We start from the raw sequence: 23,741 nt of genomic DNA, 5'->3' as shown, positions 1-23,741 counted from the left end.
GCGGGGGTCACCCGGCTCGGCGGGCGGCCAGCGCCGCGCGGTAGACCTCGAGCGTCCGCTCGCCGATCGCGTCCCAGGAGAACTCCGCGACGGCGCGCTCCCGGCCGGCGGCGCCGCGACGTCGGGCCTCGGCGACGTCGGACGTCGCCTCGGTGAGCACCCGGGCGAGGTCCGCGGCGAAGCGCTCCGGGTCGGTCGGCGCGCCCGTGCCGTCCTGCACCTGGTCGATCGGGACGAGCCACCCCGTGCGCCCGTCGTCGACGACCTCCGGGATGCCGCCCGTGGCGGTGCCGACGACCGCGGTGCCGCAGGCCATCGCCTCGAGGTTGACGATGCCGAGCGGCTCGTACACGGACGGGCAGACGAAGACGGTGGCCGCCGACAGGACCTGGCACAGCTCTGCACGGGGCAGCATCCGGTCGACGCGGACGACGCCGGAGCGGCGGGCGGCCAGCTCGGCGACGAGCCCGTCCACCTCGGCGGCGATCTCGGGCGTGTCCGGGGCGCCGGCGCACAGGACGAGCTGCACCTCCGGCGGCAGGTCGCCCGCGGCCCGCAGCAGGTGCGGCAGCCCCTTCTGCCGCGTGATGCGTCCGACGAAGACGACGCTCGGCCGCTCGGGGTCCACGCCGAGGGAGCGCACGTGCTCGCGCGCCTCCGGCGAGTCGTCGCGCTGCCACTCGCCCGAGTCGATGCCGTTGTGCACCACGTGGACGCGCTCGGGGTCCACGTCCGGGTAGCAGCGCAGGATGTCGGCGCGCATGCCCGCGCTCACGGCGACGACGGCGTCCGCGGTCGTCATCGCCTGCCGCTCGGCCCAGCTGGAGAGGGCGTACCCGCCGGCGAGCTGCTCCGCCTTCCACGGCCGCAGCGGCTCGAGGCTGTGGGCGGTGACGACGTGGGGCACGTCGTGCAGCTGCCCGGCCAGCACGCCGGCGACGTTCGCGTACCAGGTGTGGCTGTGGACGAGGTCGGTCCCCTCCGTCGCGGCGACCATGCCGAGGTCGACGCCGAGGGTCCGCAGGGCGGCGTTCGCGCCGGCGAGCGTCTCCGGCTCGGGGTGCGCGGTGACGCCCGGCTCGTCGCGGGGGGCCCCGAAGCACTGCACGCGCACGTCCGCGAGCGGGCGCAGCGCCCGCGCGAGCTCGGCCACGTGGACGCCGGCACCGCCGTAGACCTCCGGCGGGTACTCGCGCGTCAGGAGGTCGACCCGCAGGTCGTCGTCCCCGCCCCTCCCGTCCCGGGGTGCGGCCAGGGGTGGGGTCCGCCCGCCGGGCTCGGTGCCCGGCCCGGTCCCGGGGGTCGCGGCGGTGGGGTGGGCTGCGCTGGCCATGCGCGGACCGTAGCGGCAGGGACGCGCCGACGGACCCTGTGCCGACGGCGCGCCGCGGGCCTAGGGTCCGGCCATGCGCAGCCCCCGTGTCCTCGCGATCGTCCTCGCCGGCGGCGAGGGCAAGCGGCTCATGCCCCTGACCGCCGACCGTGCCAAGCCCGCCGTGCCGTTCGGCGGCAGCTACCGGCTCATCGACTTCGCCCTCTCGAACGTGGCGAACAGCCGGTACCTGCAGATGGTGGTGCTCACCCAGTACAAGTCGCACAGCCTCGACAAGCACATCTCCATGACGTGGCGGATGTCGACGATGCTCGGCAACTACGTCACGCCGGTGCCGGCGCAGCAGCGGCTCGGCAAGAACTGGTACCTCGGCAGCGCCGACGCGATCTACCAGAGCCTCAACCTCATCGACGACGCGCGCCCGGACATCGTCGTCGTCGTGGGCGCCGACCACGTGTACCGGATGGACTTCTCCCAGATGGTCGAGGCGCACGTCGCCGCGGGCGCGGGCTGCACCGTGGCCGCGATCCGCCAGCCCGTGGGGATGGCGGACCAGTTCGGCGTCATGGAGGTCGGCGAGGGCGAGGACGTCGCCACCACGCCCCGCATCACCGCCTTCCGGGAGAAGCCGAGCGACCCCGCGACGATCCCCGGCTCCCCCGGCGAGATCCTCGCGTCGATGGGCAACTACGTCTTCGACGCGGACGCCCTCGTGGAGGCCGTCACGCGGGACGCGACGCTCGACGGCTCGAAGCACGACATGGGCGGGGACATCGTCCCCGACTTCGTGAGCCGGGGCGCCGCCGCCGTCTACGACTTCCAGCGCAACGACGTGCCCGGGTCCACCGACCGCGACCGCGGCTACTGGCGCGACGTCGGGACGATCGACTCCTACTACGAGGCGCACATGGACCTCACGTCGGCGCTGCCGGTCTTCAACCTCTACAACGACCGCTGGCCGATCCTGTCCCAGCAGCGGCCGCTGCCCCCGGCCAAGCTCGTCCACGACGCCGACCGCCGGGCGGGGACCGCCGTCGACTCGATCCTCGCGCCGGGCGTCCTCGTCTCGGGCGCCTCGGTCGAGGGGTCGGTGCTCTCCAGCGACGTGCGGGCGAGCTCGGGCAGCACCGTGAGCGACTCGGTGCTGCTGGACGGCGTCCAGGTCGGCCGCCACGCCGCCGTGCGCCGGGCGATCCTCGACAAGAACGTCGTCGTCCCCGAGGGGGCGCGCATCGGCTTCGACCACGAGCACGACCGCGCCCGCGGCTTCGTCGTCACGCCGTCCGGGCTCACGGTCGTCGGCAAGAACGCGGTGGTCGAGCCCTGACCCGCCCGGGAGACCTCCGCGACCGCCTGCTGCGGCCCCTGCTCGCGGGCCCGGCCCTGCCGGCGGAGGGGCCGGGGACGGGCGCGCGGGTACTGCTGCTCGACAGCGCGTCCGACGGCGACGACCGGGCGGCCGCCCGGGCGTCCGCAGACCGCTGGGGCGAGGCCTTCGACGCGGCGGGCGAGCGCGTGGTCGCGGCCGGCGGCGAGGTCGTCTCGCTGCGCGCGGTCCCCACCCTCGTCGGCGCGGGGTACGCGGGGGTCGAGTGGGAGGTCGTGCCCGCTCGCGGTCAGGGCCTGGACGTCCTTGTCGCCGACCTGCGGCGGTCCGCCGCGGCCCGCCCGCCGGCGCCCGGCGTGGACCTCCTCGTGGTCCCGGCGGCGCTGGGGGCGCTGCCGCGCCTCGTCGTCCTCGACGTGGACTCGACGCTGGTCACGGGCGAGGTCGTCGAGATGCTCGCGGCGCACGCCGGGGCGGAGGCCGAGGTCGCGGCGGTCACCGCGGCGGCGATGCGGGGGGAGGTCGACTTCGCCGGGAGCCTGCACCGGCGCGTCGCCCTGCTGCGGGGGCTGCCCGTGGGGGTGCTCGACGACGTGCTCGCCGAGGTGGTCCCCTCCCCCGGCGCCGACGCCATGACGCGGGCGCTGGCGGCCGCCGGCGTCCCGGTCGGCGTCGTCTCGGGCGGCTTCGCCGAGGTCGTCGAGCCGCTGGCGACCTCGCTCGGCATCCCGCACGCCCACGCCAACCGGCTCGAGGTCGACGGCGGGCGGCTCACCGGGCGGGTGCTCGGCGACGTCGTCGACGCGGAGGCCAAGGAGCACTTCCTGCGCCGTCTGGCCACGGAGCACGACGTCCCTCTGGCGGGCACGGTCGCGGTCGGCGACGGCGCCAACGACCTCGCGATGGTGCGCGCCGCCGGCACCGGCGTCGCCTTCTGCGCGAAGCCGGTCCTGGCGCAGGCGGCCGACGTGGTCCTGCGGCGTCGCGACCTCACCGCCGTGGCCCACCTCGTCGGGGCGCGCTGACGGCTCAGGCGGCGTCGCCCGGCCGCAGCACCTCGACCAGCTCGGCGGCGCCGGTGCACAGCCGGGCGTGCTCCGTGCCCCACCGCAGGACGGCCGCCTCGGCCGTCCCGAGGCCGGCCAGGACGCTCGCCCGGCTGACGGCGGCGTCCGCGTCGGCGGAGGGACCGGCCAGGGCCACGGACAGCCCCGAGGCGCCCGGCTCGTGGCACACGAGCACGGTCGTGGTGGCCGTCGCCGCGTGGTGCTCCAGGACGGCGCCCAGGCGCGGCGGGCTCGCCTCGTAGACGTCGGGGTCGACGACGACGGGCCAGTCGTCGTCCCCGACGACCAGCTCGGCCGTCCGACGGGCACGGGCGGCGTCCGAGGTGACGACGAGGTCGGGCACGAGACCGCGGGCGCGCAGGGCCCGGCCGAGCGCCACGGCCTGCTCCTCGCCCGCCGCGGTGAGCGCGCGGGTGCGGTCGGGCGCCGAGCCGGCGGGCACCGCCTGCGCGTGCCGCAGGACGACGAGGGTGGCCAGGATCAGCTCCCCATGGCGTGCACGCCGCCGTCGGCGTGGACGATCTCGCCCGTCGTGGCGGGGAACCAGTCCGACAGGAGCGCGACGCAGGCGCGCGCGGCCGGCCCCGTGTCGGTGAGGTCCCAGCCGAGGGGGGCCCGCTCCGGCCAGCTGTTCTCGAACGACTCGAAGCCGGGGATCGACTTCGCGGCCATCGTCCGCAGCGGGCCCGCCGAGACGAGGTTGCACCGGATGCCGTCGGCGCCGAGGTCGCGGGCGAGGTAGCGCGAGACGGACTCGAAGGCCGCCTTGGCGACGCCCATCCAGTCGTAGACCGGCCAGGCGAGGCTCGCGTCGAAGGTGAGGCCGACGATGCTGCCCCCGCCGCTCATGAGCGGTCGCGCGGCGACGGCCAGGGACTTGAGGCTGTACGAGGAGATCTGCAGGGCCGTCGCGACGTCGTCCCAGCCCGCGCCCATGAAGTCGAAGGCGCCCTTCGGGGCGAAGCCGATGGAGTGCAGGACCCCGTCGAGGCCGTCGACGTGCTCGCGCACCCGGCCCTCGAGCGCGTCGAGGTCCTCCTGGTTGCTCACGTCGAGCTCCACGACGGGCGCCGTCTCGGGCAGGCGCCGCGCGATGGCCTGCGTGATCCGCATCTGCCGGCCGAAGGACGTGAGCACGACCGTCGCGCCCTCCCGCTGGGCCACCTCCGCCACGCGGAACGCGATGGAGGCGTCCGTGAGGACCCCCGTGATGAGCAGTCGCTTGCCGTCCAGGATCCCCATGCGCGCGGGCCGTCCTCTCGTGGTGGTGGGTGGGGTGCGGGTGGTGCTCGGGCCGCCGGCGGTGGCGTCGGCGCGCTCGGCGGTCGGCCTCAGTGGCCCATGCCGAGGCCGCCGTCCACGGGGACGACCGCGCCGCTGACGTAGGCGGCGGCGTCGGAGGCGAGGAAGACGCAGACGCCGGCGACCTCCTCCGGGCGGGCGAGGCGCCCCGCCGGGATCGCCGCCAGGTGGCCGGCCCGCACCTCCTCGGTCAGGGCGGCCGTCATGTCGGTCTCGACGAAGCCGGGGGCCACGACGTTGGCGGTGACGCCCCGGCCGCCCAGCTCCCGGGTCACCGAGCGCGCCAGGCCGACGAGCCCGGCCTTGCTGGCCGCGTAGTTGACCTGGCCGGGCGAGCCGTAGAGCCCGACGACGCTCGAGACGAGGACGACGCGGCCGCGACGCAGGCGGACGAAGCCCCGGGTCGCCCGGCGCACGCAGCGGAAGGCGCCCGTGAGGTTGGTGTCGACGACGTCGGTGAAGTCCTCCTCGCTCATCCGCAGCAGGAGCCCGTCCTTCGTGATCCCCGCGTTGGCGACGAGCACCTCGACGGGGCCGTGCGCCGCCTCGACCTCGCTGAACGCCGCGTCCACCGAGGCCGCGTCCCGCACGTCGCACGCGACGCCGAGGGCGCCCTCGGGCGCCTGACCCGTCCGCGTCGTCACGGCCACCCGGTCTCCCGCGGCGAGGAAGGCCTCGGCGACGGCGCGGCCGATGCCGCGGTTGCCGCCGGTGACGAGGACGCTGCGGGGCTCGGGCACGCGGGGGACCTCCGTGGTCTGGTCGGTCGGGGGGAGGGCGGACGGGCCGCCGCGGCGGGACGCTACCGGAGCCGCCGCCCGCCCGTCCGCGGCGCGCCACCCCGCGCGCAGGCGCCCGCGCGCGCGATCTACCGTAGAGACGTGGCAGGTGGTGGCGCCGAGCGCGCGCGGAGGGCAGGGCAGGGTCCGACGCACCCCGGGCGGCAGTCGCCCCCGGCGGGACGACGTCGCCCCGAGGAGGTCCAGCGGATCACGACGGCACCCGTCGGGCAGCGCCAGCACCAGCAGCAGCAGATCGGCCGGTACCTCGTCTCGATGGGGATCCGGACGGCCTGCTTCGTCCTCTTCGTCGTCACCTACGTCAGCGTCGGCAGCGCGTGGAGCTGGGGTTTCCTGGCCGCCGCCGTCGTCCTGCCCTACATCGCCGTCCTCGCGGCCAACGCCGGCCGCGAGACCGTGAGCCCCACCACGACCGGGGTGACGCCCGCGGCGGCCCGGTCGCTCGGGGCGCCGCGACCGCAGGAGCCCGTCGTCGGGGAGGTCTACCGCCCCGAGGAGCGGCAGCCGGCCGACGACGAGCGCCCGCCCGCCCCCCAAGGGGCCGCCGACGCCGGGACGCGCGACGACACCGCCGCGGCGGAGGCCGCGCGCACGGTGCCGGGTACCTGGTCGACCGGGGACCCCACGTCCGCGCACGGCCCCGGCGGGTGGCGCGGCGCCGCCTGATCCCCGCCCCCGGGGCCGGTGGACCCGGTCCGCGCACGCGGTCCGCGCGTCCGGCCACGACCGCACCGCCGCTGTGCCAGACTCGGTCCCGGCGACGCCCGTCCCCCCGTCGGGCGCGCGCCACGGAGCGCCGGTCGTCGTCCCCCCCGTCGACGACCGGCGCTCTTCCGCGTCCGCGGACGTCGGCCGCCGCCCCCCGCTCGGAGGGCCCGAGGCGGCGGAGGAGGATGGGGCCGTGGTCGAGCGCCGAGGTACCCCGACGGGCGGCGTGAGCCCGCAGCAGGCGAGCGGACCCGGCGCGCCGGGCGCGCCGGAGGACGACCTGGTCTGCAGCGCCCGGGACTGCCGGGCGGCCGCGGCGTGGGGCCTGCGCTGGAACAACCCGCGGCTGCACGCCCCCGAGCGGCGCAAGACGTGGCTGGCCTGCGACGAGCACCGCGAGCGGCTGGCGACGCACCTGGACGTCCGCGGCTTCCTGCGCGACGTCGTGCCGGTGGGAGCGCTCGACGGAGGACGGTCGTGAGCGCGTGCGCTTCCTGCTGACCCGCAGCTGGGTCGCGGGCCTCCTCGCCGCCGTCGCCTTCGCCGTGGTGTGCGTCGGCCTCGGGGTGTGGCAGTGGGACCGGCGCATCGCCCGGCTCGAGGCCAACCAGCTGGTGGTGGACAACTACCGGCAGGACCCCGCGAGCGCCCGGGAGCTCGTGCCGGCGCCGGGCGGCTCCTTCCCCCCGGGCGAGGAGTGGCGTCCGGTCGAGGCCACGGGCGAGTACCTGACCACGGCGACCACCCTCCTGCGGCAGCGCCCGCTGGACGGCGTCAACGGCTTCCACGTGCTCGTGCCGCTCCTGCTCGACGAGCCGCTCGGCGACGGCGGCCCGACGGCCCTGCTCGTCGACCGCGGCTTCCTGCCCGCCGGCGACGACGCCGGCTCGGTCGACGTGCCGGCCGCCCCTGCCGGCGAGGTGTCCGTCGTCGTGCACCTGCGGCCTGGCGAGCCCGCCTACGGCCGGGCGCCGCGGTGCCAGACGAGGAGCCTCGACCTGCCGGCGATCGCGGGCAGCGGCTGCGTCGCCCCCGTCCTCGCCGACCGCGGGGCGACCCTGGTGGACGCCGCCTACGGCGAGCTCGTCGACGAGGCGCCCTCCGCCTCCCCCGCCCCGCAGCTCCTGCCGCCCCCCGAGGTCGACGAGGGCCCGCACCTGTCCTACGCCTTCCAGTGGTGGGTCTTCGCCCTGGGCGGCTTCGTCGGCTACGGCGTCGTCGCCCGGCGGCACGCGGCGGACCTGCGCGCCGAGCGGGCCGAGGCGGGCGCCGACGGACCGCCGCACCCCCAGGACGTCCCGGCGGCGGGCGACGAGAGGCGGCCCGGGCCGCGGACCCCGACGGGGGCACGGCGCGTGCGTCCCGCGGGGGCCGCCGCGACCCGGCGCCGCCCCACGGCCGAGGAGGAGGAGGACGCCCTCGTCGACGCCGCCGAGCGCTCGCGCGGGGGCCGCCCGGGCTGACCCGCCCCCGCCGGGATGCCCCGGCCGCGCCTGGGATGACCCGGCCGCGCCTGGGATGACCCGGCCGCGCCCGCGTCAGGCCTGCGCGGCCGTCGGGGCGGCGAGCTGGGTGCGGTGCAGCTCCTCGTAGAGCCCGCCCCGGGCGAGCAGCTCCTCGTGGGTGCCGGTCTCGGCCACCCGGCCGGCGTCGACGACCGCGATGAGGTCCGCCCCGCGGACGGTGGACAGGCGGTGGGCGATGACGATGCTCGTCCGGCCCTCCAGCGCCCGCTCCAGCGCGCGCTGCACGAGGACCTCGGACCGGGAGTCCAGGTGCGCCGTGGCCTCGTCGAGGACGACGACGTCGGGCGCCTTGAGCAGCAGACGGGCGAGCGCGACCCGCTGCTTCTCCCCGCCGGAGAGGCGGTGCCCGCGGTCGCCCACCACGGTGTCGAGGCCGTCGGGGAGCTCGCGCACGAGGCCGTCGACCTGGGCGTCGCCCAGCGCCCGCCACAGCTGCTCCTCGTCGGCCCCGGGCCGTGCGTACAGCAGGTTGGCCCGCACGGTGTCGTGGAACAGGTGGGCGTCCTGCGTGACCACGCCGACGCGGTCGTGCACCGACGCCAGCCGGGCGTCCCGCAGGTCGACGCCGCCGATGCGCACGGCGCCCTCCTGCGGGTCGTGCAGGCGCGCCACGAGCGAGGTGAGCGTCGTCTTGCCCGCGCCGCTGCGGCCCACGAGCGCCAGCACCTGCCCCGGTCCGACGTGCAGGTCGACGCCCCGCAGCGCGGGCTCCTCGACGCGCCCGCCGGGCGCGTCGTCGGCGGACCGGTCGTCGGCGGACCGGTCGTCCTCCTCCGTCCCCTCCCCTGCCCCCTCTCCCGCGCCGCCCAGGTCGAGCAGCGCGCTCCCGTGGCCACCCCCCTCGAGCGAGGTCAGGCCGCCGCCGGCGCGGGGGTAGGAGAAGGTGACGCCCTCGAGGCGGACGTCCAACGGCCCGTCGGGCAGGTCCACCGCGTGCGCCGCCTCGACGAGCGGGGAGCGCAGGTCCAGGACCTCGAAGACGCGCTCGAAGCTGACGAGGGCGCTCATCACGTCGACGCGGACGTTGGCGAGGCTCGTGATCGGCCCGTAGAGCCGACCCATGAGGGCCGCCAGGGTCACGACGGCGCCGACGTGCAGCTGCCCGTCGACCGCGAGGACGCCGCCCACGCCGTAGACGAGAGCCGTCGCGAGGCCCGTCACCGTCGTCAGGGCCGTGAAGAACACCCGGTTCGACATGGCGATGGACACCCCGATGCGGCGCACCCGGTCGGCCCGCTCGCGGAACTGGGCGTCCTCCTCCTCCGGGCGGCCGAAGAGGGTGACCAGCAGGGCGCCGGAGACGTTGAACCGCTCCGTCATCCGGTTGCCCATCTCCGCGTTGAGCTCCATCGAGCGGCGCGTCAGCCCGGACAGCCGACGGCCGACCCGGCGGGCGGGGACCCAGAACAGCGGCAGCAGGAGCAGGACGGCCAGCAGGAGCAGGGGCGCCTGGCTGAGGATGACGCCGCCGGCGAGGACGAGCAGCACGACGTTGGAGACGACGGACTGCAGGGTGGAGGTGAAGGCCTGCTGGGCGCCGTTCACGTCGCTGTTGAGCCGGGTCACGAGCGCCCCGGTCTGCGCGCGGGTGAAGAAGGACACGGGCTGCCGCTGGACGTGCGCGAAGACGGCGGTGCGGAGGTCGTAGATCAGGCCCTCGCCGATCCGCGAGGAGTACCACCGCTGCACGAGGGTGACGGCGCCCTCGACGAGCGCCAGCGCCCCCACCAGCAGGGCGAGCAGGACGACGGAGCGGCGGTCGCCGTCGGCGACGGCGGTGACGACGAGCCCGAGCAGCACCGGCGTGGCGACGGCGGCCGCGGAGCTGAGGACCACGAGCCCCAGGAACACGAGCAGCCGGCCGCGGTGCGGCCGCGCGAGCCCGCCGATCCGGCGCCAGGTGTCCCGGGAGACGCCGCCGCGCCGGGTCGTCGGGTCGCGGGTAAAGCTCCGCAGCGTGGTCCACGACGCCGCGCCGTGGCCGCTCACGAGCCCGCGCCCACGACCGGCGTCGCGGCCGCCGGCCGGCGGGGGCGCACCGAGGCGGTCAGGAGGCGGCGCGGCGGGTGCTGCCCCCGCGCCCGCGCAGCCCGGTCCCACTCTCGGTCAGGAGCCGGTGGACGAAGCCGTAGGAGAGCTCCTCCTCGCCGGCGATCTGGCGGATGCTCGCCCCGTCGGTGTACCGGGTGGCGAGCCGCTGCACCAGCTCGGCGCGCTCCTGCGGGGCCAGCCGTGGCCCGGGGCGTCGCCGCGGGGGCCGGGCGACCTCCTCCTGCGACCCCGTCGTCCCCGGCGGGGCGTCCTGCTCCCGCGTGCTCTGCGGCGTGCCTGCCACGACCGACCTCCTCGACGTCCTGGGTGACGATCATCGCCCGCGGCCCCCCAGCCGGCCACCCGGTCCGACCACCCGGCCCCGGACCGCCGGCCGGACGAGGGCTCACGGGGTCAGGCGAGCTGGACGAGCTCGGCGTAGGAGGGGTTCCACAGGTCCTCGGTCCCGTCGGGGAGCACGACGACGCGCTCGGGCTCCAGCGCCTGCACGGCGCCCTCGTCGTGCGTCACGAGGACGACGGCACCCGCGTAGCGCCGCAGCGCCGAGAGCACCTCCTCGCGGGAGGCCGGGTCGAGGTTGTTCGTCGGCTCGTCGAGCAGCAGGACGTTGGCCGCGGAGACGACGAGCGTCGCGAGCGCCAGGCGCGTCTTCTCCCCGCCCGAGAGCACGGCCACGGGCTTGCCCGCGTCGTCGCCGGAGAACAGGAAGGACCCGAGCACGCTCCGTACCTCGGTGTCGCCGAGGTCCGGGGCGGCGGACCGCATGTTCTCCAGCACGGTGCGGCTGGGGTCGAGCGTCTCGTGCTCCTGCGCGTAGTAGCCGAGCCGGAGCCCGTGGCCCGGGACGACGCGACCGTCGCCGTCGCTGCTCTCCACGCCGGCGAGCATCCGCAGCAGCGTCGTCTTGCCGGCGCCGTTGAGCCCGAGGACGACGACGCGGCTGCCCTTGTCGACCGCGAGGTCCACGCCGGTGAAGACCTCGAGGGAGCCGTAGGTCTTGCTGAGGTTCTCCGCGGTCACGGGGGTGCGTCCGCACGCGGCCGGCTCGGGGAAGCGCAGCTTCGCGACCTTGTCCTGCGTCCGGACGTCCTCCAGGCCGCTGACGAGCCGCTCGGCCCGCTTGGCCATGTTCTGCGCGGCGACGGCCTTCGTGGCCTTCGCGCGCATCTTGTCCGCCTGGGCGTTGAGCGTCGCGGCCTTCTTCTCCGCGTTGGCCCGCTCCCGCTGACGACGCTTCTCGTCGGTGGCCCGCGCGGCGAGGTAGGCCTTCCAGCCGACGTTGTAGACGTCGACGACGGAGCGCGTCGCGTCCAGGTGGAAGACCTTCGTGACGACGTCCTCGAGCAGGTCGACGTCGTGGCTGATGACGACGAGGCCCCCGGAGTGGCGGGAGAGGTGGTCCCGCAGCCAGGAGATCGAGTCGGCGTCGAGGTGGTTGGTCGGCTCGTCGAGCAGCAGCGTCTCGGCTCCGGAGAACAGGACCCGGGCGAGCTCGACGCGGCGGCGCTGGCCTCCCGAGAGGGTCTTGAGCGGCTGGTCGAGGACGCGCGCCGGCAGGGCGAGGTTCGCGGCGATCGTGGCGGCCTCGCTCTCGGCCGTGTAGCCGCCCTGCGCCGTGAAGTCCGCGTCCAGGCGGGCCCACCGCGCCATGGCCTTCTCGCGGACGGCGTCGTCCTCGCTCGCCATCCCCACCTCGGCGGTGCGCAGGCCCGCGACGATCCGGTCGAGCCCGCGCACGGCGAGGACGCGGTCGCGCGCGAGGACCTCGGGGTCGCCGGCACGCGGGTCCTGCGGCAGGTAGCCGACGGGCCCGCTGCGGGTGATGCTGCCCCCCGCGGGCTGCGTCTCCCCCGCCAGCGCGCGGGTGAGCGTGGTCTTGCCGGCGCCGTTGCGGCCGACGAGGCCGACACGGTCCCCCGGTCCGACGCGGAAGCTCGCGGCGGACAGGAGCAGGCGCGCGCCGGCGCGCAGCTCGACGTCCTGTGCAGTGATCACGGAGGGGCCTTCCCGGTGGTGCGCCGCCGCCGGTGCAGCAGGGCGGCGGTGGCAGGTCGATGGTACGGACGGTGGGTGGTCGGCCGGGCGGGGCCGCAGCACGGCGCCCGCCATCCGGCTGGGCGGCCATGCGGCCGGGCGGCCGGGCGGCCGGGCGGCTCAGGGGTCGGTGACCTCGACCCGCAGGGCGCCGACGTCACCGGCGACGGCGTCCAGGACGCGTCGCCGGGGGTCGGCCGGCAGCGCCACGTCCTGGCGCGGCAGGCCTGCGACCCGGCCGAGGCCCGGCTCCAGCTGTCGCAGGCAGTCCTCCAGGAGGCCCCGGTCGCCGCCCGTGGCGAGCAGGTCGGCCGCGTCGACGTGCGCGCGCCAGACCCGTGAGGCGGTGGCCGCCGCGTCCCGGGCCAGGCCGGCCGCCTGGCCGGCGCGTCGGCGGGCGAAGCGCTGCTGCGACCACCCGCCGGCGGCGGTGCGGGACTGGACCCGCGCGGTCCGTACCCGGGCGTCCAGGACCCGCGCGGGTGCCGCGACCCCGGGTCCCCCGCCCGTGCGGCCGGAGGCGAGGACCGCGGCCACGGCACCCCCGCGCCGCAGGAGGAGGACCAGCGCCGTCCGCGGCGCCGTGAGGCGGTCGAGGACCTCCTCGGCCTGCAGCGGGCTCCCCGGCCCGGCGCCGGCGAGGAGGTCCCGCCCCCCGCAGGACCACGTCGCGAGCGCACCGTCCTCGGCGGTGAGCCGGACCTCCCCGGACCCCGCGGCGACCAGGGACACCTCGCCGTGGGCGGCGGTGAAGCGTCCCAGCCAGCCCGCCGCGCGGTCGAGCGGCACGAGCGCGGAGCGGGTGCCGCTCAGATGTTGAAGCCGAGCGCCTGCAGCTGCTCGCGGCCGTCGGCGGTGATCTTCTCCGGTCCCCACGGCGGCATCCAGACCCAGTTGATGCTGTGCCCGGCGACGACGTCGGCGAGCGCGGCGGCGGTCTGGTCCTCGATGACGTCCGTCAGGGGGCACGCCGCCGAGGTCAGCGTCATGTCGATGACGGCGTGGTTCGCGTCGTCCACGGCGAGGCCGTAGACGAGCCCCAGGTCGACGATGTTGACCCCGAGCTCGGGGTCGACGACGTCGCGCAGCGCCTCCTCGACCTCGGCGACCTCCGCCGCGGTGGGCGCCGTGGCGGCGCCCGAGGCCGCGCCGGTGGCCGGCGCGGCCTCGACGGGCTGCTCGGTGGTGGTGGTCTCGCTCATGGGTCCTCCCTGGTGGTGGGTCGCCCGCCGGGACGGCGGCCGGCGGGGCTCGGCGCGGTCAGGCCGTGGTGACGGCCTGGACGAACCGGTCGTAGCCGTTCTCCTCGAGCTCGTCGGCCAGCTCGGGACCGCCGGTCTCGGCCACCCGCCCGGCGACGAAGACGTGGACGACGTCGGGGCGCACGTAGCGCAGGATCCGCGTGTAGTGCGTGATGAGGAGCACGCCCACGTCGCCGCTCTCGCGGACGCGGTTGACGCCGTCGGAGACGATCTTCAGCGCGTCGACGTCGAGCCCGGAGTCCGTCTCGTCGAGGACGGCGAACTTCGGCCCGAGCAGCTCCATCTGGAGGATCTCGTGACGCTTCTTCTCGCCGCCGGAGAAGCCCTCGTTGACGTTCCGCTCCGCGAAGGCCGGGTCCATCTTGAGGTCGGCCATGGCGGTGCGGACGTCCTTCACCCAGTGCCGCAGCGCCGGGGCCTCGCCGTCCAGGGCCGTCTTCGCCGTCCGCAGGAAGTTCGAGACGGTGACGCCGGGGACCTCGACGGGGTACTGCATGGCGAGGAAGAGGCCGGCGCGGGCCCGCTCGTCGACGCTCATGGCGAGGACGTCCTGGCCGTCGAGGGTCACCGAGCCGCCCGTGACCGTGTACTTCGGGTGGCCGGCGATGGAGTACGCCAGCGTCGACTTGCCGGACCCGTTCGGGCCCATGATCGCGTGGGTCTGGCCGGAGTCGATCGTCAGGTCGACGCCGCGGAGGATCTCCGTCGGCTCGCCGTCGGTCTCGACGCTCACGTGCAGGTCGCGGATCTCGAGGGTGGCCATGTCAGCTCTCCTTGGCAGGGGCGCCGGCGTGGGCACCCGTGGTGGTCGGGGTGGGGGCGTCGCTCGTGCCGGGTGCGGCGCTCACGCGGCGGCGCCGTCGGCCCGGGCCTCGACGTCGACGAGGAGGTCGTCGCCGTCGACCTCGACGCGGTAGACGGGGACGGGCCGGGTGGCCGGCAGCCCGGAGGGGGCGCCGGTCCGCAGGTCGAAGCGGGAGCCGTGCAGCCAGCACTCGAGCGCGCAGCCCTCGACGGCGTCGTCCTCGCCGTCGGACAGCAGGACCGCCTGGTGGGAGCACTCGTCGGCCAGGGCGTGGTAGGCCCCGTCCTCGTCCCGCACCACGACGACGGGCAGGAGCGTCCCCTCGGCGTCCGGGACGTCGACGGCACGCAGGGAGCCCGGCGGCAGCTCGCCGGCGGCGAGCACCCGGACGAGGCTCACGACGAGCCCGCCAGCGCCGGCTGCGCCGCCTCGTCCGCCAGGGCGGCCGCGCCCGTGACGGGCCCGACCGCGAGGTCGAGCTCGGCCTCGATCGCGGCCATCACCCGGTCGGTGACGGCCGGGACGCCGATCCGCTGGACGACGTCGGCGAAGAAGCCGCGGACGACGAGGCGTCGCGCCACCTCCTCGGCGATGCCGCGCGAGCGCAAGTAGAACAGCTGCTCGTCGTCGAACCGGCCGGTCGCGCTGGCGTGGCCGGCGCCCTCGATGTCCCCCGTCTCGATCTCGAGGTTGGGCACCGAGTCGGCGCGGGCGCCGTCGGTGAGCACGAGGTTGCGGTTGAGCTCGTAGGTGTCGGTCCCCTGCGCCGCGGCGCGGATGAGGACGTCGCCGATCCACACCGTGCGGGCCGTCTCGCCCTGCAGCGCGCCCTTGTAGCGGACGTCGCTGCGGCAGCGCGGCTGCGCGTGGTCGACGAAGGAGCGGTGCTCCAGGTGCTGGCCCGCGTCGGCGAAGTAGACGCCGAGCATCTCGGCGTCGCCGCCGGGGCCGTCGTAGCGCGTGGTCGACGACAGGCGGACGACGGCGCCGCCGAGCGTGACGGCGATGTGGCGGTACCGGGAGTCGCGGCCGAGCCGCGCCTCCTGCTGGGAGACCTGCACGGCCTCGTCGTCCCACAGCTGCAGGCTGACGAGCGTGAGCTCGGCGCCGTCCTCCACCACGGCCTCGACGGCGTCGGCGTGGGTGCCGCCGCCGGTGTGCTCCACGACGACGACCGAGCGGGAGTGCCGCCCGGCCTCGACGACGAGGTGCCCGGCCCCGCGGCGGCCGGGGCGGCCGACGACCGACACGTGGACGGGCTCGTCGAGCTCGGCCTCGCGCGGGACGCGGACGTGCGTCGCGCTCGGGGAGGCGACGTCGGCGAGGGCGGCGGCGCGGTCCTCGGGGACCAGCGCGGAGCCGCGCGGCGCCTCGCCGCGGGCCAGCGACCCGACGTGGACGCCCTCGGGCGCCTGCACGACGACGTCGCGGGCGTCCTCGTCCGCGGCGGCGTCCTCCAGCAGGCCGCCGAGGCGGTCCAGCGGCGTGAAGCGCCACACCTCCTCCCGGCCCGTGGGGACCGGGAAGTCCGCGGGGTCGAAGGACCGGGGCCGCTCGCCCCGGGAGGCCTCCAGGACGGACTCGCCGGCCTCGGCGACGCGCGCCGCGGCCGTGTCGTAGCCCGGCCCCGGGGTCACCGAGGAGTCGAGCGTCACGGCTGCGGGCGCGTCCGCCGCGTGGTCCACGGCGTGCTCCTGGCGGGCGTCGACCGCGTCGGCCGTCTGCGCCGCCCCCTCGGGGTCGGGCGCCGGCGTCGCGTCCTCGCGGTCGGTGCGTCGCGTGTCGGCGGTGCTGATGGCGTGCTCCTCGGGTGGGGGACGGGCGGCCGCGGGCGGCCGGTGGTGGTGGGGCGGGCAGTGGCGCGGCCCGTCGTCCCGGTGGGGCGACGGGCCGCGACGGCCGGGCGGGTCAGCCGACCGCGCCCTCCATCTGCAGCTCGATGAGGCGGTTGAGCTCGAGCGCGTACTCCATGGGGAGCTCGCGGGNCCCCCCCCCCCCCCCCCCCCCCCACGGCCGGGCGGGTCAGCCGACCGCGCCCTCCATCTGCAGCTCGATGAGGCGGTTGAGCTCGAGCGCGTACTCCATGGGGAGCTCGCGGGCGATCGGCTCGACGAAGCCGCGCACGATCATGGCCATGGCCTCGTCCTCGGTCATGCCGCGGGACATGAGGTAGAAGAGCTGGTCCTCGCTCACCTTGGAGACCGTGGCCTCGTGACCCATCGAGACGTCGTCCTCGCGGACGTCGACGTAGGGGTAGGTGTCGGACCGGCTGACCTGGTCGACGAGCAGGGCGTCGCAGCGCACGGTCGACGCCGAGTGCGAGGCGCCCTCGAGCACCTGGACGAGGCCCCGGTAGGACGTGCGGCCACCGCCGCGGGCGACGGACTTGCTGACGATCGAGGACGACGTCCGCGGTGCCGCGTGCACCATCTTCGCGCCGGCGTCCTGGTGCTGGCCCTCGCCCGCGAACGCGATGGACAGCGTCTCGCCCTTGGCGCCCTCCCCCATGAGGAAGATCGCCGGGTACTTCATCGTCACCTTGGAGCCGATGTTGCCGTCGACCCACTCCATGGTGGCGCCCTCGGCGGCGGTGGCCCGCTTGGTGACGAGGTTGTAGACGTTGTTCGACCAGTTCTGGATGGTCGTGTACCGGACGCGGGCGTCCTTCTTCACGACGATCTCGACGACGGCCGAGTGCAACGAGTCGGTCTTGTAGATCGGCGCCGTGCAGCCCTCGACGTAGTGCACGTAGGAGCCCTCGTCGGCGATGATCAGCGTGCGCTCGAACTGGCCCATGTTCTCGGTGTTGATCCGGAAGTAGGCCTGCAGCGGGATGTCGACGTGGACGCCCGGGGGCACGTAGATGAAGGAGCCGCCGGACCACACCGCGGTGTTGAGGGCGGCGAACTTGTTGTCGCCGGGCGGGATGACGGAGCCGAAGTACTCCTTGAAGAGCTCCTCGTGCTCGCGCAGGCCGGTGTCGGTGTCGACGAAGATGACGCCCTTCTCCTCCAGGTCCTCGCGGATCTGGTGGTAGACGACCTCCGACTCGTACTGCGCCGCCACGCCGGAGACCAGGCGCTGCTTCTCCGCCTCGGGGATGCCGAGCCGGTCGTAGGTGTTCTTGATGTCCTCGGGCAGCTCGTCCCAGGACGTGGCCTGCTTCTCCGTGGACTTCACGAAGTACTTGATGTTGTCGAAGTCGATGCCGTCGAGGTCGCTGCCCCAGCTCGGCATCGGCTTGCGCCCGAACATCCGCAGCGCCTTCTGGCGGGTGCGCAGCATCCAGTCCGGCTCGCCCTTGCGGCCGGAGATGTCGGCGACGACGTCGGCGTCGACACCCCGGCGCGCGCCGGTGCCGGCGACGTCGGAGTCCGCCCAGCCGTAGTTGTAGGTGCCGATGCCCTTGAGCTCGGGGTTGCGCGCTTCGACGTCGGTGCTCATCGGGGGGGTCCCTCCGTGGTGCTCGCGGTGGTGCTCGAGATGGTGCCGTGGTCGTCGGTCGTGCCCGGGTGGTCGTACGGGTGCGGGGCGGTCGGGCGGCGCGACCCCGTCGGGACGGGCGGCGCGCTCGGGACGTGCGTGGTGCACACGCGGTCCCCGGCGCGGAGGGTGGCCAGCCGGCGCGTCCCGACCCCCAGCAGCTCGGAGAAGGCCGTGGTCTCCGCCTCGCAGATCTCGGGGAAGGCCTGCGCCGCCCGGTGCACGGGGCACCTGCCCTGGCACAACTGGACCGCGGCGACCCCTGTTCCCGTGTCGACCGGCCGGGTGCTCGCCGCGTAGCCGTCGCGGCCGAGGGCGCGCGCGAGCGCCTGCGCCCGCGCGGGCACGTCCGTCCCGGCCGCGTCGACCTCCGGCGCGTACCGCTCCCGGAGCCGGGCCGCACGGTGGCCGGCGTAGGCGCGCACGCCCTCGCGCCCGGCGGTGGCGGACAGGTGCTCGAGCAGGTCGAGCGCGAGGTCGCCGTGGCCGTCCGCCGCCCGCGAGGCCCGGGGGGCGGCGACGAAGCTCTTCGCCGGCCGACCGGGGCCCCGGCTCGGCGCGCCGTCGGCGCGGGGCCTCGGCGCCTGCTCGACGACCAGGCCCTCGTCCTCCATGGCCTCGAGGTGACGGCGGACGGCGGCCGCCGTCAGGTCGAGGACCCGTGCGACCTGGCCCGCGGTCGCGGGCCCGTGCTCCACGACGACGGCGAGCACGCGCTCGCGCGTCGTGCTCGCACCGCCCGTCGCGGGCCGGTCCTCGGGTTTCACGACGCCAGTGTGACGAAACCGTCGCGGGGGCGTCCAGTGAGGCTGCCCTTGCCCGCCGGCGCCGACGTCGTGGCGCCCGGCGACCGCCTCTCACCGTCGGGGGCACCGCCCGGCGGCGGCGCCCGGTGGGCAGGGGCCGCGGGGGCACCGACCTAGACTCCGCAGCCGTGGGTGGTCCTCCGGACGGCTCCCCGTCCGGCGGGGCCGCGCTGCGCGTGCGAGGACTCGTCAAGCGCTACGGGCCGCGCACGGCGGTCGACGGCATGGACCTCGACGTCACGGCCGGGGGCGTCACCGCGCTGCTCGGCCCCAACGGCGCGGGCAAGACGACGACCGTCGAGTGCTGCCTGGGCCTGCGCCGCCCCGACGGGGGGTCCGTCCGGGTCCTCGGCCGCGAGGTCGCGGGCGCGGTGCCGGACGCCGACCACCGCTCCGCCGTCGGCGCCATGCTCCAGGACGGAGGGCTGCCGACCTCCGCGCGCCCGCTGCGGCTGCTGCGGCACCTGGCCCGCCTGCACGCGGCGCCGCGGGACGTCGACGCCCTCGCCGAGCGTCTCGGCGTCCCCGCCTTCGCCGGCACGTCGGTGCGCAGGCTCTCGGGGGGCCAGCGGCAGCGGCTGGCGCTCGCGGCGGCGCTCGTCGGACGCCCCCGCCTGCTCTTCCTGGACGAGCCCACGGCCGGGCTGGACCCGGCCGCGCGGCTCGTCGTGTGGGAGCTCGTCCGCGAGGCCGTCGGCGAGGGCGCCGGCGTGCTGCTCACCACGCACGACCTCGACGAGGCGGAGCGGCTGGCCGACCACGTGGTCATCGTCGACGGCGGACGGGCCATCGCGGCCGGGGCGCCCGGCGAGCTCGTCGCCGGCGCGAGCGCGTCGGTGCGCTTCACGGCGAGCCCCGGGCTCGACCTCGCGCCGCTGCGCCAGGCGCTCTCCGAGGAGGTGGCCGTCGCCGAGCCCTCCCCCGGCAGCTACGTCGTCTCGGGCGCCGTGGACCCGCAGGTGGTCGCCGGCGTGACCTCGTGGTGCGCCCAGCGCGGCGTCATGCCGCAGGCCCTGTCGGTCGGGCGCCCGAGCCTGGAGGAGGTCTTCCTCGACCTGACCGGCAGGAGGCTGCGATGAGCGAGACACCGGCGCCCGTCGGCGAGACGCCGCCCGGGTCCTCCCGGGGGCCGTCCCCCGCGCCGCGCGCCGCACCGCGCGCCGCACCGCCCGGGGCCCGCGTGCTGGCCCAGGCGCGCTGGGAGGCGGGGACGATGCTCCGCAACGGCGAGCAGGTGCTGCTGACGCTCGTGCTGCCCGCGCTCGTCCTCGTCGGGCTCTCCCGGACGACCCTCGTCGACCTCGGGCTCGAGCCCGGCCAGCGCGCGGTCGACGTGGTCGCCCCCGGCGTCCTCGCGCTCGCCGTCCTGTCCACGGCCTTCACGGGGCAGGCGATCGCGACGGGCTTCGACCGCCGCAGCGGCGTGCTGCGCCTGCTCGCGACGACGCCGCTGGGGCGCGGGGGGCTGGTGGCCGGGCGGGTGCTCGGCGTCCTCGCCGTCGAGGCCGTGCAGGTCGTGCTGCTCGGCGCCGTCGCGCTCGCCGTCGGCTGGAGCCCGGAGCCGCTCGGCCTCCTGCCCGGCGCCCTGCTCGTCCTCGTCGGGACGGCGGCGCTGACCGCCCTGGCCCTGCTGCTCGCCGGCGTGCTGCGCGCCGAGGCGGTGCTGGCGGTGGCGAACCTCGTGTGGGCGGCGCTCCTCGTGGGCGGCGGCGTCGTGGTCCCCGCCGACGCGCTGCCCGGCCCCTGGGGCGCCCTCGTGCACGTGCTGCCGTCGGGCGCCCTCGGCGAGGGGCTGCGCCGCGCCTCCGAGGACGGTGCGCTGGACCTGCCCGCGCTGGGGGTCCTGGTCGTCTGGGCGCTCGCCGCCTCGCTCGCCGCGCGTCGCTGGTTCCGCTGGGACTGAGGGCCCTGCCCCCGGTGCGGGGCGGCGCCGGTGCCCGGCAGCGGCGACCTACCCTGGTCGGCGTGAGCACCCCGGTCAGCGCCCGCCCGCACGAGCCCGCCGGTCGGGGCCCGACGGGGTCGGTGCCGGGGCGGACCGCCGCGGCGCCCCGCTGGGCCGTCGTCCCCGTCGTCGTGAACCTCGTGGCCCAGGTGGGGATCGTCGTCACCGGCGGCGCCGTGCGGCTCACCGGCTCCGGGCTGGGGTGCCCCACGTGGCCCCAGTGCGAGGTCGGCTCCTACACCCCGGTCTACAGCTCCGCCATGGGCGTGCACGCGGACATCGAGTTCGCCAACCGGCTCCTCACCTTCGTCGTCGGCCTCGCCGCGGTGGCCGCCCTCGCCGCCGTCGCGCGGCTCGTCGTCACCGGACGTCGCGAGGCTCGCCTGCTGCCCTGGGCCGCGGCACCGCTCGTCGGCGTCGTGGTGCAGGCCGGCATCGGCGGGGTCACCGTCCTGCTGTCGCTGCACCCCGTGACGGTGGCGACGCACTTCCTCGTCTCCATGGGTCTCGTGGCCGCCTCGACGACGCTGCTCGTACGTCTGCGCGAGCGCTCCGACGGGCCGACCCGCCTCGTCGTCGGCACGCCGGCGCGCCGCCTCACGCAGGCGACAGGCGTCGTGGTCGGCGCCGTGCTCGTCCTAGGGACGCTGGTCACCGGTGCGGGGCCTCACTCCGGCGACGCGGAGCACCCGGCCCGCCTCGCTTTCGACACCCAGGTGATCTCGCGGGTGCACGCCGACGCCGTCGTGCTGCTCCTCGTCGCCCTGCTGGCCCTGGTCGTGCTCCAGCAGCGCACCTCGGCCCCCGCCCGTCCCCGGCGTCGGGCGGTGGTGCTGCTCGCCGTCGTCCTGGCCCAGGGGCTCGTCGGGTGGGTGCAGTACGTGACCGACCTGCCCGAGGTGCTCGTCGGGGTCCACATGCTCGGGGCGGCGCTCGTCGTCGTGGCGACGACGGCGCTGCTGCTGGCGCAGCGCACCCGAGCGCCTCGCACCGCCGACCCGCTCCCCGCCGACGACCGTGAGCACACGCCGCAGCAGGTGTGAGCAGATCGTGACCGGTCAGGGGTGATCCCGGTCACCCGCCGGCCCGATGATCAGGACATGCCCGCACGACCCCTCCCAGCCGCCGCCCGGCGCCGGTTCTCCCGAGCCGGCGGTGCCTGCCTCGTCGGCGTCCTGCTCTCCGGCGCCGCGGGGTGCGGCGGGGCGGAGGTGACCGCCGGTCCGGCGGCGTCGGCGGCCGTCTCCGACTCCGCCACGCCCGGCGCGCCGACCCCGCTCCCCACGTCCTCCTCCCCGGCCTCCACCTCCCCGGCGGGGCCGACCACCGACGTCGACGCCGCGCCGACGTCCGGCCCGGGCTCCCGACCCACTCCGAGCAGCACCACGACGGCCGCGCTGTCCGGGCCGGCCGAGGCCGACGAGGACGCGCTCGACGTCCCGGAGGGGGCCGGGACGGCGCCGTCCGAGCAGGCGGCGGGCGGCGGCCCCCTGTCGGTCGTCGCGGTGCGGTCCGCCCGCCACGACGGCTTCGACCGCGTCGTCCTCGAGCTCGCGGGCGAGGAGCCGGGCGAGCCCGGGTGGTACGCCCGCTACGTGGACGAGCCGACCCAGGAGGCCTCGGGCGCACCCCTCGACGTCGAGGGCGACGCCTTCCTCGAGCTCTCCGTCCGGGGGACGGGCTACCCCTTCGACACGGGCCAGGACGAGCTCCTGGGCACGGTCCCGGGCCAGGGCACGGACCTCGTGCGCGAGGTGCTCGTGGGCGGTGTCTTCGAGGGCCAGGCGCAGGTCGTGGTGGGCCTGTCCGAGGAGGTGCCGTACGTCGTCACCCGGCTCCAGGACCCGCCGCGAGTGGTGCTCGACCTCGTCGGCTGACCGTCCGCCGGCACGGTCGTGACCTCGCGGTCGGCGTCGCCGGGGGCCACCACGTCAGGCAGGGCGCCCGGAGAGGGCTCGTGACCGCCCGGGGCGACGTCGCCCGTCGACGCCGTCCGCGCGTCCTGCGGCGATCGTCGAGCGGCCACCGGCGGAGGGCATCCGCAGCTGCAGCGCGTGCTGGATGCCCGCACCGGTCGCGTGGCGTGCGCGTCCGCCCCTGCCGCCTCAGAAGGGTGGTGGTCGGTCGTCGCGCCAGGAGTCGGGGGGCTGGTCGTCCTGGTCGTCGGTGGGGTCTTGCTTGTCCGGGTGCGGCCGCTGGTCGTGCACGTGAGGTCTGTGCGGGGTGTCGGGCTGCGTCTCGTGGCGTGCGGTGGTCTGGCGGGTCCAGGTGGTGTCGGTGGCGGCGGTGTCGTGGTCGGGGTAGCGGGGCTCGTCGTCGCTGCCGGGGCTGCCGGGGCTGCCGCTGCTGCTGCTGGGGCGGGGGGTGTCGGTAGTGGGGGCGGGTAGGAGTGGTTCGGGGTGTGTGGTGGTGGTCTGGCCGAGGGGGCTGGTCCAGGTGGTGCGGGTGTCGTGGGGGTCGGTGGTGGCGGGTCGGGGGGTCCAGCCGTGGTGGTGCTTGGCGAGGTGGTGTCGTCGGCACAGGGGGTGCAGGTTGCAGGGGCAGGTGGGTCCGCCGGTGGCGTGGGGGTGGGTGTGGTCGAGGTCGCAGCGGGTGGCGGGGACGCGGCAGCCGGGGTGGGTGCAGGTGCTCTGGCGGGCGCGCAGGAACCGTTGCAGGGCGGTCGTGGGGGTGTAGGGGCCGCCGCCGGCGGTGGTGACGGGGCACTCGGGTCGGGGGCGTGCGGGCTCGCCCGGCCGACGGTCGCGTTCGGGGTCGCGGTCGCGAGTGGACGCGCTCGACCCCGCGGGGCCGGGCGTGGTGGGTCCGGCTGGTCCGGCGGGCTCGGCCAGGGCGGCGGTCGGTGGTCTCCGGCTCGTGGGGTCCTGCGGGGCTGACACCGTCGCCCCCGGCTCCTCGCTGCCGCCGGGGGCGCCGGTGGTGAGGCCGAGGTGGTCGAGCAGCAGGGGCAGGGCGTGGACGGGTCGGGGGGTGGGGTCGGGGGTCCCGGTGGGGTGCAGGAGGTGGCCGTCGAGGGCGAGCAGGGTCCCGGTGGCGGGGTCGGTGAACGCGCGCCAGTAGGGGTGGTGGCGCAGGTGGGCGGCGAGGTGGGCGGCGGGCACGGGTCCGTGGCCGGCGAGCTGGGCGGGTTCGTCGTCCAGGCCGAGCAGGGAGGTCATCGCGACGACGACCTGAGGGCCGTGGCAGCGACCCGGGTGCGACCCGCCCGCCGTCGCGGCGCCAGCACCGGCCCTGGTGGCCGCGGTGGTGGCGTCGCCGCGGGCGCCGGTGCTCGCGGGCGCGTCGGTGCTG

The 23,741-nt window shown here is 76.6% G+C and carries 23 protein-coding genes and 1 pseudogene; 9 read left to right on the top strand and 15 right to left on the bottom strand.

Annotation, left to right across the window (positions count from 1 at the left end; all coding sequences use genetic code 11):
* Window positions 1–7 precede the first annotated feature (7 nt).
* Entirely contained in the window at window positions 8–1,216 is a 1,209-nt protein-coding gene (gene glgA, locus WDZ17_RS12095) for a glycogen synthase (protein ID WP_422631976.1), read from the bottom strand.
* A 190-nt stretch (window positions 1,217–1,406) separates the two neighbouring features.
* Between glgA and glgC the strand changes: the two genes are divergently transcribed.
* Together glgC and serB are read left to right on the top strand one after the other, a co-directional pair.
* A complete protein-coding gene (gene glgC / locus WDZ17_RS12090) occupies window positions 1,407–2,660 on the top strand; it encodes a glucose-1-phosphate adenylyltransferase (RefSeq protein ID WP_339575414.1) in 1,254 nt (417 codons plus the stop codon).
* Window positions 2,661–2,848: 188 nt separating this feature from the next.
* Complete coding sequence (serB, locus tag WDZ17_RS12085) at window positions 2,849–3,685, top strand: phosphoserine phosphatase SerB (protein WP_339575413.1); 837 nt, start codon at window positions 2,849–2,851, stop codon at window positions 3,683–3,685.
* Between the two features lie 4 nt (window positions 3,686–3,689).
* On the opposite strand, the gene WDZ17_RS12080 is transcribed toward serB, so the two are convergent.
* The 3 genes from WDZ17_RS12080 to fabG form a co-directional block, all read right to left on the bottom strand.
* Entirely contained in the window at window positions 3,690–4,187 is a 498-nt protein-coding gene (locus tag WDZ17_RS12080) for a SixA phosphatase family protein (RefSeq protein WP_339575452.1), read from the bottom strand.
* A gap of 20 nt (window positions 4,188–4,207) precedes the next feature.
* Entirely contained in the window at window positions 4,208–4,969 is a 762-nt protein-coding gene (gene fabI, locus WDZ17_RS12075; RefSeq protein WP_339575412.1) for an enoyl-ACP reductase FabI, read from the bottom strand.
* A gap of 89 nt (window positions 4,970–5,058) precedes the next feature.
* Window positions 5,059–5,769 carry a 3-oxoacyl-ACP reductase FabG gene (gene fabG / locus WDZ17_RS12070; protein ID WP_339575411.1) on the bottom strand — a complete coding sequence of 237 codons (711 nt, stop codon included), beginning with the start codon at window positions 5,767–5,769 and terminating at the stop codon, window positions 5,059–5,061.
* Window positions 5,770–5,910: 141 nt separating this feature from the next.
* Between fabG and WDZ17_RS12065 the strand changes: the two genes are divergently transcribed.
* From WDZ17_RS12065 to WDZ17_RS12055, 3 genes are all read left to right on the top strand, one after another.
* Entirely contained in the window at window positions 5,911–6,495 is a 585-nt protein-coding gene (locus WDZ17_RS12065) for a DUF3099 domain-containing protein (RefSeq protein WP_339575410.1), read from the top strand.
* Between the two features lie 268 nt (window positions 6,496–6,763).
* On the top strand, window positions 6,764–7,018 hold the full coding sequence (locus WDZ17_RS12060) for a hypothetical protein (RefSeq protein WP_422631975.1): 255 nt from the start codon (window positions 6,764–6,766) through the stop codon (window positions 7,016–7,018).
* Window positions 7,019–7,022: 4 nt separating this feature from the next.
* Entirely contained in the window at window positions 7,023–8,000 is a 978-nt protein-coding gene (locus WDZ17_RS12055) for an SURF1 family cytochrome oxidase biogenesis protein (RefSeq protein ID WP_339575408.1), read from the top strand.
* A gap of 75 nt (window positions 8,001–8,075) precedes the next feature.
* Here WDZ17_RS12055 and WDZ17_RS12050 read toward each other — a convergent pair whose 3' ends face one another.
* From WDZ17_RS12050 to WDZ17_RS12005, 10 genes are all read right to left on the bottom strand, one after another.
* Window positions 8,076–10,052: an ABC transporter ATP-binding protein gene (locus tag WDZ17_RS12050; RefSeq protein WP_339575407.1), complete on the bottom strand. Its 1,977-nt coding sequence runs from the start codon at window positions 10,050–10,052 to the stop codon at window positions 8,076–8,078.
* 58 nt (window positions 10,053–10,110) lie between these two features.
* Window positions 10,111–10,398 (bottom strand): helix-turn-helix domain-containing protein, encoded by a 288-nt coding sequence (locus WDZ17_RS12045; RefSeq protein WP_339575406.1) that lies wholly within the window; start codon window positions 10,396–10,398, stop codon window positions 10,111–10,113.
* 110 nt (window positions 10,399–10,508) lie between these two features.
* Window positions 10,509–12,110 (bottom strand): ribosomal protection-like ABC-F family protein, encoded by a 1,602-nt coding sequence (abc-f, locus tag WDZ17_RS12040; protein WP_339575405.1) that lies wholly within the window; start codon window positions 12,108–12,110, stop codon window positions 10,509–10,511.
* Between the two features lie 159 nt (window positions 12,111–12,269).
* Entirely contained in the window at window positions 12,270–12,938 is a 669-nt protein-coding gene (locus WDZ17_RS12035) for an acVLRF1 family peptidyl-tRNA hydrolase (RefSeq protein WP_339575404.1), read from the bottom strand.
* A 20-nt stretch (window positions 12,939–12,958) separates the two neighbouring features.
* The gene (locus WDZ17_RS12030) at window positions 12,959–13,351 is read right to left on the bottom strand and encodes a metal-sulfur cluster assembly factor (RefSeq protein WP_339575403.1); all 393 of its coding nucleotides are present in this window, start codon (window positions 13,349–13,351) and stop codon (window positions 12,959–12,961) included.
* Between the two features lie 58 nt (window positions 13,352–13,409).
* Entirely contained in the window at window positions 13,410–14,174 is a 765-nt protein-coding gene (gene sufC, locus WDZ17_RS12025; RefSeq protein ID WP_339575402.1) for a Fe-S cluster assembly ATPase SufC, read from the bottom strand.
* Window positions 14,175–14,255: 81 nt separating this feature from the next.
* Window positions 14,256–14,615 (bottom strand): non-heme iron oxygenase ferredoxin subunit, encoded by a 360-nt coding sequence (locus tag WDZ17_RS12020; protein WP_339575401.1) that lies wholly within the window; start codon window positions 14,613–14,615, stop codon window positions 14,256–14,258.
* The gene (gene sufD / locus WDZ17_RS12015; protein ID WP_339575400.1) at window positions 14,612–15,901 is read right to left on the bottom strand and encodes a Fe-S cluster assembly protein SufD; all 1,290 of its coding nucleotides are present in this window, start codon (window positions 15,899–15,901) and stop codon (window positions 14,612–14,614) included. The genes WDZ17_RS12020 and sufD overlap by 4 nt, the downstream gene beginning before the upstream one ends.
* Window positions 15,902–16,238: 337 nt before the next feature.
* Entirely contained in the window at window positions 16,239–17,660 is a 1,422-nt protein-coding gene (sufB, locus tag WDZ17_RS12010; RefSeq protein ID WP_339575399.1) for a Fe-S cluster assembly protein SufB, read from the bottom strand.
* Window positions 17,657–18,466, bottom strand: coding sequence for a helix-turn-helix transcriptional regulator (locus tag WDZ17_RS12005; RefSeq protein WP_339575398.1), 810 nt, complete (start codon window positions 18,464–18,466; stop codon window positions 17,657–17,659). The genes sufB and WDZ17_RS12005 overlap by 4 nt, the downstream gene beginning before the upstream one ends.
* A gap of 167 nt (window positions 18,467–18,633) precedes the next feature.
* On the opposite strand from WDZ17_RS12005, the gene WDZ17_RS12000 reads away from it, so the two are divergent.
* The 4 genes from WDZ17_RS12000 to WDZ17_RS11985 all read left to right on the top strand — a co-directional run bounded on the left by WDZ17_RS12000 (window position 18,634) and on the right by WDZ17_RS11985 (window position 22,327).
* The gene (locus tag WDZ17_RS12000) at window positions 18,634–19,584 is read left to right on the top strand and encodes an ABC transporter ATP-binding protein (RefSeq protein WP_339575397.1); all 951 of its coding nucleotides are present in this window, start codon (window positions 18,634–18,636) and stop codon (window positions 19,582–19,584) included.
* Window positions 19,581–20,408 (top strand): ABC transporter permease, encoded by an 828-nt coding sequence (locus tag WDZ17_RS11995; RefSeq protein ID WP_339575396.1) that lies wholly within the window; start codon window positions 19,581–19,583, stop codon window positions 20,406–20,408. The genes WDZ17_RS12000 and WDZ17_RS11995 overlap by 4 nt, the downstream gene beginning before the upstream one ends.
* Before the next feature lie 62 nt (window positions 20,409–20,470).
* Entirely contained in the window at window positions 20,471–21,493 is a 1,023-nt protein-coding gene (locus WDZ17_RS11990; protein ID WP_339575395.1) for a COX15/CtaA family protein, read from the top strand.
* Between the two features lie 57 nt (window positions 21,494–21,550).
* On the top strand, window positions 21,551–22,327 hold the full coding sequence (locus WDZ17_RS11985) for an AMIN-like domain-containing (lipo)protein (RefSeq protein ID WP_339575394.1): 777 nt from the start codon (window positions 21,551–21,553) through the stop codon (window positions 22,325–22,327).
* A 228-nt stretch (window positions 22,328–22,555) separates the two neighbouring features.
* Here the strand turns inward: WDZ17_RS11985 and WDZ17_RS11980 are convergent.
* Window positions 22,556–23,741: pseudogene (locus tag WDZ17_RS11980) on the bottom strand (HNH endonuclease signature motif containing protein); the annotation flags it as partial.

Source organism: Pseudokineococcus basanitobsidens (assembly GCF_037482545.1).
Lineage (GTDB): Bacteria > Actinomycetota > Actinomycetes > Actinomycetales > Quadrisphaeraceae > Pseudokineococcus > Pseudokineococcus basanitobsidens.
Note: the sequence above shows the minus strand (reverse complement) of the source record. Positions and strands in the feature narration are given on the sequence as shown.